Raw genomic sequence first — 14,271 nt, 5'->3', positions numbered from 1 at the left:
GGGCCAGATTACTGGACAAGCCAAACCGAGCGCGAATCTGGTAATAGCAAAGGGACTGGAGTTTGACTGCGTTGACTACTTTTTCTGGTGTGTTTTGGTTGACCCAGTTCAACGCCTGCACAAAGGCATCCATTGTCGCGTCCAACTTTGCGGCCTGGGACTGGGACACCTTGAGCTTGCAGGAGACGGTCAGGACTTGGGTCATGGTTCTATCATAACTTCCGCATTCCTCCCGACACTGACCCTACGGGTACAGTGCGGGGCTCCTGCGATTTCTAGCTGAGCATGCGTTGAGACGGCTGCAGCAGCGACAAGAGATCGCAAGCCAGTGGATCGAGAGAGTTCTGAGCTGCCCTGACTACGTACAAGTGGATCCCAAAGATCCTCAGCTCAAGCAAGCCTATGGTCGAATTCCGGAGTACGGCAATCGCCTCCTGAAGATTGTTTACGATGAATCAACGGATCCTTGGACAGTGGTGACTATCTTTTTTGATCGAACAATGGGGAAAAAGCTGCCATGAGACCTTTCATCGAGTTTGATCCTGATGTGGATGCTGGATATATTCGTTTGACAACAGCTCAAGTCCAAAGCTCAGAGGAGATTGCCCCTGGGGTTGTTTTGGATTTCGACAAGGAAAATCAACTGGTTGGAGTTGAGGTTCTCTCTGTTCATCGACAAATGGATAGCGACATTAAAATGCTTCCGCAAGAGATTCAAGACTACATCGTTTTATTGAGAAACTCCGTGTTGCAAGAACAGTTACTGAGTTAGATGAGAGTCTGGCAACACTAGCCCCACCGCATCTGTAGACGCAAGAGGAGTACCATTGCGATGGCCAGCCTTTTACTGTGGCCTGTTTGGCATGGTTGTAGGTGATTGAGATAACAGTCGCCGACCTTTCGGATTGCCAACGGATGTGCCGTCACTTTTATCGAATAGGCCGCACTCTCTTGGATCTGGACGCTGCCAAAACCGTTCGGGATCAACCCACCTGGTTTGAGGCTCCATCTTAAGGTCAGGGGCAGGAACCTGTTTGCCAGCAGCCTCAATCCCCTTGGACAGAGTGCTCTCAGCCACCCAACCCCATCGCTTCAATTTGATGAATGTAGTCGGGGGGAAGCCCATGCTCTCGTGCCCCCTTCAAGATTCCTTGAAGATATCCCTCGCTTGGGATCAATGAATCATCAATGAATGAATCTCCCGCCACGTAAGTCATTGCTTCGATCACTTCACCCTCATCGCTTCGAACCTGAACCTGCTGGCGACGGTAATGACCTCCCGGAATTCCTTCATACCGATCCATCCTCTCCAGCCTGTCCGAGCTGCACAGATAGGCAACTCCCCACACAACCCCAGAGGGATCCCGGACAATGTTGGCCTTGCCGGTTCCATCGTTGCCGCGCTTGTTGAACGTCAGGCGGTATCCCTGCAAACGAGCACGCCTAGCTTCCTTGAAATCAACAGCACGGTGTCCCATCTGCTGGGCATCTAGGTTACTTCCGTATGCAAAATACCACTGCTCACTCATCTCTAGTTCCCTTGGTGTCGGGTGAACCCGCCTACCCAGAGTTACACTGAGATATTGAGCACATTAGCATCACGGGATCCCGCCCTTCCATGAGCTACTTGGTTATCGACACCGAGGGCAACCCCAACCTCAAAGAAATCGCCCTTATCGACAGCAGCGGCCAGCTCATCTACCACGCCTACACCCAAGAATACTCGCCCCACCACCCCCAGCCCAAACCTTTGGCCCAAATCGTTGCTGACCTGCGGCGCTTGGCACAAGGCAAGACTCTTGTTTTCCACCATGCAGATCACGACCTAAAAATCCTTAAACAAGCCTTTGACCAAGTTAACCAAGATTGGCTTCCTAACCCCATCTTCTGTACTTGGTCAGCCGCCAAGCAATGTTTTCCCAACCTCGCCGGTTACAGTCTAGAGTATCTTAGCAAACATCTTAGTATCCAACTGGAGAGCGGCTATTTCAACTCCAAACTGGCCCACGACGCCAGCTACGATGCTCTTTTTACCTATCACCTCTATCGCCACCTCACCCACGCTCAGCTCAAAGCTCAGAATATTCCCAACCCCTTTGCCAGCAGTAGAGTTGACAATCCCTTTCAGAGTTACCCCGACGAGGCTACCATCTATCAGTCTCAGTACCAGCAACTCACAGCCGTTCTCCAGGACATTCAACGGGATCCCAACCACCAGAGCCGGGGCGTTGTCCTACTGGGGGAACCTGGATCCGGCAAGACTCACCTAATCATGCGGGTGGCCCAAAACCTGCTGCGCCACAACCGTCTCCTGTTTATCCCTCAGCCCACCCATCCCGACAACATCTATCACCACATCTACAGCCACACCCTGGAATCCCTGCGCGAACGGGTAGATGCCCATCACCACACCCAGCTCGACTACTTGATTGCCAAGAGCTTTGTGGAAATCTTGAAAACCTTCCCCCAAACCTCAAAAACTGAAGAGCTTCTCTCCCTTCTCACGGCGGATCCCCTCAACCTCTTTCATTGCCTGGGAGCAGAAGGCACCGAGCGTCGTCGTCAACAATGGCAAGCCATTGAAAAACTGGTTCTGCGCTGGTGGGCAGAGCAAAACTTCCTTACCGGTTCCACCGAAAACATTCTCAAGGGCATCATCAAATACTGCAGCTACAGGGATCCCAACCGCCGTCACCAGATCATCCGCTGGCTCAGCGGTACCGACCTGGATCCCGAGGATACCGGCTTGATTGGGTTGCCCCCCTGGAGTGCAGATCTCGACCGCAACACCTTTGCTCTAGAAGGAATGAAAGTCATCGGTAGGCTCTCGCTGCTTGACCGACCTCTCATTATTGTCTTTGACCAATTGGAAGCTTTGGGCCGAGAAGAAAATCGAGATATCCTCCTCAACTTGGGCGATGCCCTGAAAGAGCTTTTTACCCGTATCCCCAACAGTCTGTTTATCCTCAATCTGTTCCCCGACCGTTGGCAACATTTCCAAACCCAATTTGACCGGGCCACCGTTGATCGTCTCTCCCAAACCGTTCTCTCTCTGGATCCCCCACCTGCTCCCCAGCTTCAAACCCTTCTGCAAACCCGTCTGCCCTCAGGGATCCACCTCCAAGCTCTCTTCACCGCCGATGACCTCAGCGATATCCTCAGCCAACCCTCCATCCGCGCCATTCTCAACCGAGCCTCAGCCTACTACCGCCACTACATCAACGGGATCCCTCTCCCTCCCCAGGTGCAAGTTGTACCCACTGCCAGCAATCTAGCCGCCCGTGTCCAGCGGCTCGAAACTGAGCTGCAAACCCTCAAACAACTGCTCATCCCCCTTCTGCCTGCCCACGGCCCCTCCATCGTTCTATCTCCACCCCTTCGGGATCCCAGCCCATCTGCCGATCTTGTTGAGACGCTGGATCCCTATCTCCGCACCACTGAGGCTCAGCTCCGCGCCGCCTATCCCCAAGAGGCGATCATCGACAGCACAGCCGATATCGGCAAATTGCGCACCATCGGCAATGCCCTACAAGGGATCCATCCCCTCCCCATGAGCACCCTGAAGCTGGGCCAACGCAAACTTCCAGATCACCTCTATTTCTCCGCCCAGAAGCGGGTGATCGCCTTTATCCAAGTGGGTCCCAGCAGCATGTATGGACAGCTCAATAACTTCAACCAATTGGTGATTGCTCACCCTGAGCTTCAGTTTCTTTTGCTACGGGATGCCCGCCTTAAGCCTCCTTCCAAAACGGCTACCGCCACCCAAGCGGCCTTGGCCGCCCTCAACAACAGCCCCAATGGCAAGTATGCTCTGCTCACCCAAGACGACCGCATCCATCTGGAGCTTATGCACAGGATGATCACCGACATCCAAAACCGCGACCTGGAAATCGACCTGACCCAAGCCGTTCGGTATTATCTTGACCACAGGGATCCCCCCCTTATTGCCTGGATCCTGGGCCGTGATTAAGCGCTCCAGATCCGTCGAAACCCCATGTTGTTCAAGGTCGGCTCCGCATCGGGATCCAGCACCGTAAAACCGGGATCCCATATTGTCCGGCCAAGCTTGTGACCTGATTCTTAAGGCTGCCGATCAACGGAGCCAATGGCAAGGGATTGACAGCGGAGCCAAAGTACCTCAAAGTTTCCGGCATAGTGGGCTTTTCCGGCTCAAGCCCTCCCCTGATTACTCAGTATCGGAGCGGCGGGATTTGAACCCACGACCCCCACTACCCCAAAGTGGTGCGCTACCAAGCTGCGCTACGCCCCGACGCACTTACGGGTAGAAGCCCATGAAGTGCCTAGCTAGTCTAGCATCGGATCGCGGCCAGAGTTAACCCCAAGCTGCGGGATCCCGTGGAAAACATGCTAGCTTAGTTAAGCCGTTAAGAAATCGCACGCCTGAACCACCGGGTGTCCTTACAGCCCTTTCGCGGTTTGCTGCAACAGCTCCTGAGTTCCTTGCCAATGGGGGTAGAGCGCTCTGTGCAGGTAACCGGCGGGAAGGCCGTAACTGGGATCCGTTCGGGCGGAGGCTAACCCGTAGGAGAGGAAAAACTCATGAGCGTAGTCAGTTTGCCTCAACTGTTGGAGGCAGGGGTTCACTTCGGCCACAAGGCCAGCCGCTGGAACCCGAAAATGCGGCCCTACATCTTTACCGAGCGGAACGGCATCCACATTATCGATTTGGTGCAGACGGCCCGCTATCTGAACGAAGCCTACGAGTATGTGCGGGATGCTGCTGACAGGGGTTGGCGCTTCCTGTTTGTGGGCACCAAACGGCAAGCTGCCGGGATCATCGCTCAAGAGGCTCGTCGCTGTGGCAGCTACTATGTCAACCAGCGCTGGTTGGGGGGCATGCTCACCAACTGGGCCACCATCAAAACCCGCATCGACCGCCTCAAAGAAATTGAGGAGATGGAGAGCAGTGGTCTTCTGGATCGCCTGCCCAAACAAGAGGCCAGCCGTCTGCGGCGAGAGTTGGCCAGGCTGGAAAAGTACTTAGGCGGCATTAAAACCATGCGCAAGCTCCCCGATGCGGTGATCATCGTCGATCAGCGGCGGGAGGCCAACGCCGTTCAGGAATGTATCAAGCTGAACATCCCGATCATCTCACTGCTGGACACCAACTGCGACCCCGATCTCAGCGATATCTTTATCCCCTCTAACGACGATGCCATTCGAGCGATTAAGCTGATTGTAGGCAAGTTGGCGGATGCCATCTACGAAGGGCGGCATGGGCAGCTCGACACCGTTGAAGAGGATGAGTACGACTACGAAGGGGCGATGGATCTGGACGACGACATTCTGGAAGACATGGAGGACGAAGAAGAAGGAGAAGCCGAGGAAGGCTAGACCAAGGGCAGGGATCCCGTGCAATCCGGGCACTTCCCTGCCTGTTCCCTATCCAGAGGCGTGTATTCTTGAAATCTAGGTTTACAATTCTACCGAAGCCCGCTCATTCTCACTCATATCCCGCCACATTCTTCCCGTTCTTTCATTCGAGGAGCCCTCATGAGCATTGATGCCAAACTGGTCAAAGAGCTGCGCGAAAAGACGGGCGCAGGCATGATGGACTGCAAAAAAGCCCTGGAAGATTCCGGTGGCGATATGGAGAAAGCCATCACCTGGCTGCGACAGAAAGGGTTGGCAGGGGCAGCCAAAAAGGCCAGTCGCGTCGCGGCAGAGGGGGCAGTTGACAGCTACATCCACTTCGGCAATCGAATTGGGGTGTTGGTGGAAGTGAACTGCGAGACGGACTTCGTGGCCCGCAACGAAGATTTCAAGAAATTGGTGCAAGACATCGCCAAGCAGATTGCCGCCTGCCAAAACGTAGAATACGTCAGCGTTGACCAGATCCCTGCTGAAGTGGTGGAGCGGGAAAAAGCCATTGAAATGGGCAAAGAAGATCTGGCCAATAAGCCGGAGAACATACGCGAGAAGATCGTGCAAGGTCGCATCGAAAAGCGCCTGAAAGAGTTATCCCTGTTGGATCAACCCTTTATTAAAGATTCCTCGATCACGGTGGAGGAATTGGTCAAGCAGCACATTGCCAAACTGGGGGAAAACATTCGGGTGCGGCGGTTTGTGCGCTTTGTCCTGGGAGAGGGGATCGAGAAAGAAGAAGTGGATTTTGCTGCTGAGGTTGCCGCTCAAGCCGGTCTCAAGCCGGCAGAGGCCCCCAAAGTGGAAGAGACTCCACCCGCTCCTCCTGAAGAACCTGCCCCAGAACCGGCCCCTGCTGCCGAGAGCAAGCCGGCCAAAAAAGGCTCCGCCAAGAAAAAGAAATAGCCGGTCAAGGCTGAGCTGTAGGGCCATGTCGGCGGTGCAGAGGCGTTGAAACTGCGTTATGGAGAGTGTGGGCACCTCTATGTCGGCAGTTCTATAACCACTACGCTTGGGTATCCCTTGGGGGAAAGGCTAGGTTATGCATGCAAATGTTCTGATCCTCCCGCCTTGGCAGGGTTAACTCCAGCACGCTAAGGTAGCAGACGGCCTTTTTGGATCCCGGGCATGAGTTTTATCTTGCGCAATGCGTTAATTCCCACCGCCACCAGCTACGAAACCGCAGATGTGCGAATCGAGGGGGAACGGATTGCTGCCATAGGCAGAGGGTTACCCGCAACGGGCGCAGACAGCCTGGAACTGGATGCCAGTAACCAACTCTTGCTGCCGGGCTTTGTCAATGCCCACACCCATTCTTCCGAAATGTGGCAACGAGGGATCATACCGCCCTATCCGCTGGAGCTGTGGCTGGCACAACTGCACGAGTATGCGCCGCCGGATCCGGAAAAAATCTATCTCAGCGCGCTGGGGACGGCGGTGGAAACCCTGCTGACGGGGGGCACCTCGGTGGTGGATCATCTGGTGTTGATCCCAGGCCAAGAGTTGGCCACCATTGAGGCGGCGGTACGGGCCTACCGAGAAGTCGGGATCCGCGCCTTCGTGGGCCCCTTGATCCAGGATCAGGCTCTCTCTCGGGGGTTGCCCAGCAGCTCCTCTTGGGATCGGGAGCCGGAAACCTATCCCCTCTCCACAGCAGAGGTGCTGGCCATTGTGGAAGAGGCGGTGCAGCGCTTTCACCGGCCAGAAGAGGGCATTACCCTCATGGTGGCTCCCACAGGGATCCAACTGTGCTCAGACGAGCTGTTCAAGGGCTGTGCGGAGTTAAGCCAGAAGTATGACCTACCCCGCCACGCTCACCTGCTGGAAACCCGTGCCCAGCAGATGCTGGCCCAGGAAAAGTACGGCTGTAGTGCTGTGGAGCATCTGGAGCGCTTGGGCTACCTAGACCGGAAAACTTCCTTGGCCCACTGCGTCTGGCTCAGCGATGCCGATATTGAAATCCTGGCCCGTACCGGCTCTACGGTTGTTCACAACCCCTTGAGCAACCTGCGCCTAGGCAGCGGCATTGCCCCCATCTTGAAATACCGCCGGGCAGGGGTGAACGTGGCCTTTGGCTGCGATGGGGCTGCCAGCAACGATTCCCAGGATCTCCTGGAGGCCATCAAAATCGGCACCATCCTTCACAACATCACGGATCCCGACTACCGCCACTGGATTTCTCCCCGCGAGAGCATCGAGATGGCAGCCCGAGGTGGGGCAATCGGCTTGGGCCTGGGGGATCAGATGGGATCCCTGGAAGTGGGCAAGCAAGCGGATCTGGTGCTGTACGATCTCACCCAACTGTCGCTGTTGCCCCGTACCGATCCCATTGGGCTGCTGGTGTTGGGTCGGCCCACCCAGGCAGTGCATAGCGTTTGGGTGCGAGGAAAACAGGTGGTGTCCGGCGGAGCCGTGACGACGGTGGATGTGGCCAAGCTGCGGCAGGATCTGTTTGCCCACAGCACCTGGGATCCCTTCCGCCGATCCCAGCAGGCAGAGCATCTGGAAGCTCGTTATCGTCGGGTGATGGGCTTGCCAAAGTAGCGTTGGATGTCCCTGTGTGGCCAGAAGAAGCAGACCGGGCCAGCATCACAGAGCAGGTGAAACGACAGGCGCTGGCGCTGGGCTTTGACAAAGTTGGCATTGCCAGCACAGAGGATCCCCCCGACTTGCGGGGCCTGCAAGCTTGGCTGGCTGCGGGCATGGCCGCCGACATGGCCTGGATGGCGGATCCTAGGCGAATGGATCCAAAGCAGGTGCTGCCGGGGGTGCAGTCGTTGGTCTGTGTGGCTTTGAATTACTACACCCCCATCCGCCACAGCCAGGATCCCGGCAAGGGCAAGATCTCCCGCTACGCCTGGGGGCGAGATTATCACCGCGTGTTGGGGCGGCGGCTCAAACAACTCCACCTCTGGATGCAAGCCCAGTTCCCAAATCATACGGGTCGATTCTACGTGGATACCGGCCCGGTGGCGGAAAAGCCCTGGGCCATGCAGGCGGGCTTGGGTTGGATCGGCAAAAACAGCCTGTTGCTCACCCGCGAGTACGGCTCCTGGATTTTTCTGGGGGTCATCCTGACCACCCTTAAGCTGGTTCCTGACCGGCCCCACACCGCTCACTGCGGCACCTGTACCCGCTGCCTAGAGGCTTGCCCCACGCAGGCCATCGTCAGCCCAGGGGTGGTGGATTCCCGCCGCTGCGTTGCCTACCACACTCTAGAAAGCCACGCCGAGCGGATCCCTGCCAAGATTGCCCAGAACCTGCACAACTGGGTGGCCGGCTGTGACATCTGCCAGGAGGTCTGCCCTTGGAACCAACGCTTTGCCCAACCCAGCCGGATCCCGGATTTTCAGCCCTACTCTTGGAATGTTGCCCCTGATCTCCAGGAGCTGGCCCGGATCGATGATCGGGAATTCGACCACAAGTTTCCGGCCTCTGCCCTGCGCCGGCTCAAGGCCCACCGCCTGCGCCGCAACGCCCAAGCAGCCCTGGAAGGCAATTCCAGCTCGGCAGCTGGCAGCAACGATTTGGAAGCCCCCTCTACTTAACTTGGATACGCTTTCCTAGCAGGATCTTGCGGCCTCGAGGCCGGCGCCAGAAAATGGTGGGGCTATTGTCTCTGGGCCAGGGACGCAAGCTAACATACATGCCCTACCCTCTTTCTGAGGCCACAGTGCTGGGCCGCCATGGTCTTGCTCTCGTGGGAGCGGTTTTGCGCAAAGGACGTGTGGACTTGGTGCAGGAGTTTACCCACCGCTTTGTTTGAGCTGGATCGACTCAAACACAGTAGCCCCACCTAAAACACGGTCATTTCAAGCTAGATTAGGACACTCCCTGAACGCTCGGCGCCGCTTCCGCGACCATCCCTGGCTCCTTTCCCTCTGGGAGAGGGGGCAATGCAAACAACTGTAGATTTGTACTGAGATGACCTTGAGAGTTTTGGACTAGAGCTGGGTGGAGCTCTCCTAAGACTAGGTAGCCCGTAGCTGCACCGGCATAACCAAATAACAGAGCCGCATTGCCCCAAGGGGCTTCCAGATGGCCGGCTGCGTGGCGCCGTTTAGCTCCAGGCTCACCTGCTGCGTATGAAACACCCTGAGGGCATCCAGCAGGTAACGCACATTGAAGGCCAGCTCCAGGTCAGGACCAGACATCTGCACTGGCAACGATTCCTCGCCACTGCCCACATCGGGCGCCTCGGTGCTGATGCGCAGGGTTTGGGTTGCGGCAGAAAGATTGAACTTGACGATGTCGTTTCTTTGGGCAGCAAGTACTCCCACCCGTTCCAGCGACTCAATCAAAGGCCGACGCTCCAGGGTTATCTGCCGCTCAAATTGCCTGGGAATCAGGCGGTTGTAGTCGGGATATTGGCCCTCCAAGAGACGGCTGGTGATCCGCTGTTGGCACTGCGTTTTGCTGGCGCGAGGAGGCAGCACAAACTGCACCTGGGATCGGTCAAACCGCAATTCCACCGTAGAGGCCGCGGTCTGGGTGCCGAGGATGCGCTCCACCTCTCGCAAAGTGCGAGCGGGAATGGTGAAATCCAACCCTATTTCCCCATGGGCCGAAGCAACCGGGATCCCTTCGGCCTCCACCTGCATCATCGCCAGACGGTGCCCATCGGTGGCTGCAAACTCCAGGCAAGGGGGATCCCCCGCCAAGAGCTTGACATGCACCCCTGTGAGCACCTGCTTGGTCTCATCTCCAGAGGCCGCAAAAAGGGTTTGGCCGATCCCTTGCAACAGGCTCTCGATGGGCAGCTCCAGGGCCTGAGCTGTTGGGCTTTCCTCCCCCACAAAATCGCCATCTGCGTCGGCGGTGCGGAGCAGTATTTCCGGTAGGGTGGGGTACTCTTCAGCCGACATGCTGCGCACTTGGTACTGGCCGGCTGCCGACATGAGAATCACAGGGGCACTCTCCTTGGCTTGGCTGCTCGCGTCAAGAGTCACTGGGCCGCTGGGCAGACGGCTGACGATGTCGCTGAGCAGCTTGGCCGGCAGGGTGGTGCGACCGGATCCCCTGACCTGAGCCTCGAACTCGCTGCGAATGCACAAGTTCAAGTCAAAGGCGGTCAAAGCAACCCGCTGAGTTTCCGCGTCGGCCTCCACCAACACATTGGCCAAAACGGGCAGGGCGGGGCGGCTGGCCACAGCCCGTCCAACGGAAGTGAGGTGGTGGCTGAGATCGGCTTGCTCGCAGGTGAAGCTGAAACCCTCCGGAGACGAGTCCACGGCCCCGTCAAGGTATCCCTCCCCACGCTGAGGAGCTGCAGTCTTGCTGCTGCGCAACACTGCCGCAAATGACTCGGCCTCGAGTTCTCGATCCACAGGACGTTGAGCTTGCACCATGGGGGGCACTTGAGGGCTGCACACGCAGATCCTACACCGACTGCCCCGGTTGGATCCCTCCCCTTGCGATCGAGTTTTGGAAAATTTGCCTCGCGCGTAGGACAGATCTGAAATTTCGATCCCTGCCTAATTTAATTTTTTGATCTAGTAGTAGTAGGGGCTGTGGAAACTGTGGAAAGTGATCGTCAACACCTTGTGCCATGAGCTTTTGAGCCTATTCCCCACCTGTGGAAAAACTGTGGATAACTTGGCCACTTTTCCACAGGGTATTTATACCTGTTAATAACTTGGGGGGTTTTTCCACAGGTTTTCCACAGATTTTCCAGGTTTTTCCACAGGTTTTCCACAGGCTAATGTTATGGTTTTCTGACAAATTCATAAAAATTAACGCACAGTCAGTGTGAGATCCCCTAAGGTAGTGAATCCTTCCCCCTAGATATGGCTGGGGATTCCACCGGAGCTGGGGCGGGCTTCGCTGGATTTCCACAGGTTTTCCACAGGCTGTCGAAGAAAGCCTGGGATATTGCTCTGGGCTTGTCGGCCTTGCCTGGCCACCTGTAAGCTGACACGGGATTTTTGGCAAGACCCCAGAGGAGCGGGAAAGTGCTCTGCGCACCAGAAGCGGCAAAGGAGGTCAGGATGAGGATGGGACAGCGCCTGACCCAAAATTGGGCTGCTGCAGGAGCGAGTCGCAATAGGGATGCGGTCTAGAGTCCGTACCCGCGAAGGGCCAGGCGTAGGTCAACGGGATCCGTTTTGGTGATGGCGGGAGCGCAGCACGATCACGTCAGAAAGCTGGCGCAGTTGACTTTGAACCTGGGTGAGCTGTTTCTTATCACGTACATCGATACAGAGATCGATCAGGGCGGTGCGGTTGGCAAAAGTTTGTACCTTAGCATTGCGAACATTAATGCCTTGATCCGATAGGCGGGAAAGGATGTCCCGCAGCACCCCGACGCGGTCGATAACCTCCAGATGCAGTTCTACCGGGTAGATCTGGGCGCTCTGCCGCAGTTGCTCTTCGTTCCATCGTACCGGCACCAGCCGTTCCCCCGAAACCTGGGCCACCCTTGGGCAATCCCGGTGATGGATGCTGATCCCCTTAAAGCGGGTGACCACGCCCAAGATCGGATCCCCCGGCAGCGGATTACAACACTTGGCCAACTGGTGTTTCAGACCCTCCACCCCCAGAATGGGAGATTGGGATTTGATAGAACTGGGAGCCGCAGAAGCCCGTGGCAACAACAGCTTGGATCCCTCAAGCGATTCCTCCTCTGTGGGAGCAGATACTGCCGGCCTGCTGACCTCCTGCAGCCGATGGATCACCAGCGTGGGGGTTGTCTCACCATAACCCAGAGCGGCTAACAAATCCTCTACACTGGCGTAGTTGAGCTTTTCGGCTACCTTCTGCATCCGCTCTGATTTGAGCAGGGCATCAAAGCCCGTTTTGCCCAGCTCCCGCTCCAGCAAATGCCGGCCCCGCGCGATGTTTTGCTCGCGATTGGAGCGCTTAAACCATTGGCGAATGCGATTGCGGGCAGAGCTGGTGGCAACGAAATTGATCCAGTCCAGGCTGGGATGGGCATTTTTGTGCGTGATGATCTGCACAATGTCGCCGTTGCGCAGGCGGGTATCCAGGGGCACGATCTTGTTGTTTACCCGCGCTCCTGCACAGTGATCCCCAACTTCGGAGTGGATGCGATAGGCGAAGTCCACCGGACAGGATCCCTGGGGCAGGGCCAGCAAGTCCCCCTTGGGCGTAAAGACGTAAACCTCGCTCTCAAACAGGTTCTCGCGAAGGGTGTCCAGATACTCTTTGTCGTCTTTGAGGTCGTTTTGCCACTCCAACAGCTGTCGCAGCCAGGTGAAGCGCTCCTCGTCGGGCTTGACAGTGGTGCTGCCGGCCTCCTTGTACTTCCAGTGGGCGGCGATCCCGTACTCAGCCACGCGGTGCATCTCTTCGGTACGAATCTGCACCTCCACCGGTCTTCCCTGCGGGCCAATCACCGCCGTATGCAAAGATTGGTAACGATTGGCCTTGGGCAAGCCAATGTAGTCTTTGAAACGCCCGGGGATGGGGCGAAAGCAGTTGTGAACGACTGCCAGCACCCGATAGCACTCGCTGTTGGTATGCACGATCACCCGCACTGCCGAGAGATCGTAAATCTCGTGAAATTCTTTGTGCTGCTGCTGCATCTTGCGATAGATGCTGTACAAATGTTTGGGCCGTCCGCTGATCTCAAAGCGTTCCAGTCCCGCTTGAAGAAGGTTCTGCCGCAGCTCTTCGATAAAAGCTTGGATCTCGGCCTCTCGCTCGGCGCGCTTGGCGTTGACCAATTCCTGAATCTTCCGGTAAGCCTCGTAGTCCAGATACTTAAAAGCCAAGTCTTCCAGTTCCCATTTGAAATGCCAGATCCCCAGCCGGTTGGCCAAAGGGGCGAAAATTTCCATGGTTTCGGCTGCAATTTGCCGTTGCTTACTGGGGGAGAGATACTGCAGCGTGCGCATGTTGTGTAAGCGATCCGCCAGCTTGACCACGATGACTCGAATATCTTTGGCCATGGCCACAAACATGCGGCGGAAATTTTCCGCTTGCTGCTCGGTTTTGCTGGAGAAATTGAACTTAGAGAGTTTGGTAACTCCTTCTACCAGTAGGCGAACTTCAGAGCCGAATTCAGCTTCCAGGGCTTCTGGGGTAACTTCTGTATCCTCAATAACATCGTGCAAAAGGCCCGCTGCCACCGTCACCGCATCTCCCCCCAGCTCCCGCAGGAGAGTGGCCACGGCTACCGGATGGGCAATGTAGGGATCCCCCGATTTGCGTTTTTGGCCCTGATGCAAACAGTAAGAAAACTCAAAGGCACGGCGCAGCAGATCGGCTTCTTCAGCCGTGTAGGGCCGCAACCCATCGCCGGGATCCTCGGCACCGGAAAGCAGAGCACGCAGCCACCCTGGCACCTCAAAACCGAGGCTATTCAGGTCGAGACCTCTATCTGAGGTGGCAATGACAGCCGTCTGACCCATGCGAACCCGGCGAAAAGGGATGTTTAATTACTGACTATAGTTCATCCAGCTTAGCCGCCGACAGATTAGAGGAGGAAAAAACGGCTGGAATAAAAAGAGGCATTGGCTGTCTGCCAACGCCGACCGCTTGCCATCCTCGGCAGATCGAGGCTTAGTCTTCGCTCCACTCCTCGCAGTTGCCGATCAAATCGCAGAGGGGATCCGAGGGGCAGTAGTCTTGCAACTCCAGCTCTTGGGCAATCGCCTGCCACTCCCGCTGCGGGAAAAAGGGTTGCAGGTGGGCAATGGCTGCAGAGCGGCGTAAGACCCCCTGCTGAATGAGGCGACGAGCTTCCTCCTGGATGGCCTCAACCGCATAGTGGGTGGCTTGTAAAGTGGGCATAGCTTAACCTACACGTGGAATGGATGGGACGCACCGAAGGGTCAGGGAAAATCTTGCCTCGCTACCCCCATCATAGAACTGGGTCTCGTTTCGTAGCAAGAGATACAAGTTTGTATTGCAGGCAACCTTAAG

The 14,271-nt window shown here is 56.4% G+C and carries 11 protein-coding genes, 1 tRNA gene and 2 pseudogenes; 8 read left to right on the top strand and 6 right to left on the bottom strand.

The genetic code is table 11. From position 1 onward, the window contains the following. A pseudogene (locus tag NW829_RS01515) lies at positions 1–205 on the bottom strand (RNA-guided endonuclease TnpB family protein); the annotation flags it as partial. 85 nt (positions 206–290) lie between these two features. Between NW829_RS01515 and NW829_RS01510 the strand changes: the two are divergent. Both NW829_RS01510 and NW829_RS01505 read left to right on the top strand, forming a co-directional pair. Beyond that, positions 291–521 carry a DUF4258 domain-containing protein gene (locus tag NW829_RS01510; RefSeq protein ID WP_414407742.1) on the top strand — a complete coding sequence of 77 codons (231 nt, stop codon included), beginning with the start codon at positions 291–293 and terminating at the stop codon, positions 519–521. After that, complete coding sequence (locus NW829_RS01505) at positions 518–772, top strand: DUF2283 domain-containing protein (protein WP_011433140.1); 255 nt, start codon at positions 518–520, stop codon at positions 770–772. Before NW829_RS01510 ends, NW829_RS01505 begins: the two co-directional genes overlap by 4 nt. Before the next feature lie 298 nt (positions 773–1,070). Here the strand turns inward: NW829_RS01505 and NW829_RS01500 are convergent, their stop codons facing one another. Beyond that, entirely contained in the window at positions 1,071–1,529 is a 459-nt protein-coding gene (locus NW829_RS01500) for a gamma-glutamylcyclotransferase family protein (protein ID WP_414342279.1), read from the bottom strand. An 89-nt stretch (positions 1,530–1,618) separates the two neighbouring features. Here NW829_RS01500 and NW829_RS01495 point away from each other — a divergent pair, with 89 nt between their 5' ends. After that, positions 1,619–3,970, top strand: coding sequence for an AAA family ATPase (locus NW829_RS01495; RefSeq protein WP_414416285.1), 2,352 nt, complete (start codon positions 1,619–1,621; stop codon positions 3,968–3,970). Between the two features lie 226 nt (positions 3,971–4,196). Here NW829_RS01495 and NW829_RS01490 read toward each other — a convergent pair. Beyond that, positions 4,197–4,270: transfer RNA gene (locus NW829_RS01490), tRNA-Pro, on the bottom strand. A gap of 290 nt (positions 4,271–4,560) precedes the next feature. Between NW829_RS01490 and rpsB the strand changes: the two genes are divergently transcribed. The 5 genes and pseudogenes from rpsB (at position 4,561) to NW829_RS01465 (ending at position 9,151) form a co-directional block, all read left to right on the top strand. Continuing rightward, on the top strand, positions 4,561–5,355 hold the full coding sequence (rpsB, locus tag NW829_RS01485; RefSeq protein WP_011433146.1) for a 30S ribosomal protein S2: 795 nt from the start codon (positions 4,561–4,563) through the stop codon (positions 5,353–5,355). A gap of 159 nt (positions 5,356–5,514) precedes the next feature. Continuing rightward, positions 5,515–6,159: pseudogene (tsf, locus tag NW829_RS01480) on the top strand (translation elongation factor Ts); the annotation flags it as partial. A 354-nt stretch (positions 6,160–6,513) separates the two neighbouring features. Further along, positions 6,514–7,929 (top strand): amidohydrolase, encoded by a 1,416-nt coding sequence (locus NW829_RS01475; protein ID WP_414413803.1) that lies wholly within the window; start codon positions 6,514–6,516, stop codon positions 7,927–7,929. Between the two features lie 56 nt (positions 7,930–7,985). Next, a complete protein-coding gene (queG, locus tag NW829_RS01470; protein WP_414413804.1) occupies positions 7,986–8,933 on the top strand; it encodes a tRNA epoxyqueuosine(34) reductase QueG in 948 nt (315 codons plus the stop codon). 26 nt (positions 8,934–8,959) lie between these two features. Continuing rightward, a complete protein-coding gene (locus NW829_RS01465) occupies positions 8,960–9,151 on the top strand; it encodes a hypothetical protein (RefSeq protein WP_414380595.1) in 192 nt (63 codons plus the stop codon). Positions 9,152–9,356: 205 nt separating this feature from the next. On the opposite strand, the gene dnaN is transcribed toward NW829_RS01465, so the two are convergent. From dnaN to NW829_RS01450, 3 genes are all read right to left on the bottom strand, one after another. Next, positions 9,357–10,733 (bottom strand): DNA polymerase III subunit beta, encoded by a 1,377-nt coding sequence (dnaN, locus tag NW829_RS01460; protein WP_414416284.1) that lies wholly within the window; start codon positions 10,731–10,733, stop codon positions 9,357–9,359. A 741-nt stretch (positions 10,734–11,474) separates the two neighbouring features. Beyond that, complete coding sequence (locus NW829_RS01455; RefSeq protein WP_414416283.1) at positions 11,475–13,757, bottom strand: RelA/SpoT family protein; 2,283 nt, start codon at positions 13,755–13,757, stop codon at positions 11,475–11,477. 151 nt (positions 13,758–13,908) lie between these two features. Beyond that, positions 13,909–14,139 carry a DUF4327 family protein gene (locus tag NW829_RS01450; RefSeq protein ID WP_414342658.1) on the bottom strand — a complete coding sequence of 77 codons (231 nt, stop codon included), beginning with the start codon at positions 14,137–14,139 and terminating at the stop codon, positions 13,909–13,911. Between the last annotated feature and the right edge of the window lie 132 nt (positions 14,140–14,271).

Origin of the sequence: Synechococcus sp. R55.8, from assembly GCF_047461895.1 — a bacterium.
In the GTDB taxonomy this organism is placed as follows: Bacteria; Cyanobacteriota; Cyanobacteriia; order Thermostichales; family Thermostichaceae; genus Thermostichus.
This window is presented reverse-complemented; position numbering and strand designations above follow the sequence as displayed.

Coding starts and splice junctions, on each gene's coding strand:
- NW829_RS01505 (WP_011433140.1), top strand. CDS start 518: ATGAGACCTTTCATCGAGTTTGATCCTGATGTGGATGCTGGATATATT.
- NW829_RS01455 (WP_414416283.1), bottom strand. CDS start 13,757: ATGGGTCAGACGGCTGTCATTGCCACCTCAGATAGAGGTCTCGACCTG.
- NW829_RS01450 (WP_414342658.1), bottom strand. CDS start 14,139: ATGCCCACTTTACAAGCCACCCACTATGCGGTTGAGGCCATCCAGGAG.
- rpsB (WP_011433146.1), top strand. CDS start 4,561: ATGAGCGTAGTCAGTTTGCCTCAACTGTTGGAGGCAGGGGTTCACTTC.
- NW829_RS01495 (WP_414416285.1), top strand. CDS start 1,619: ATGAGCTACTTGGTTATCGACACCGAGGGCAACCCCAACCTCAAAGAA.
- dnaN (WP_414416284.1), bottom strand. CDS start 10,733: ATGGTGCAAGCTCAACGTCCTGTGGATCGAGAACTCGAGGCCGAGTCA.
- NW829_RS01500 (WP_414342279.1), bottom strand. CDS start 1,529: ATGAGTGAGCAGTGGTATTTTGCATACGGAAGTAACCTAGATGCCCAG.
- NW829_RS01475 (WP_414413803.1), top strand. CDS start 6,514: ATGAGTTTTATCTTGCGCAATGCGTTAATTCCCACCGCCACCAGCTAC.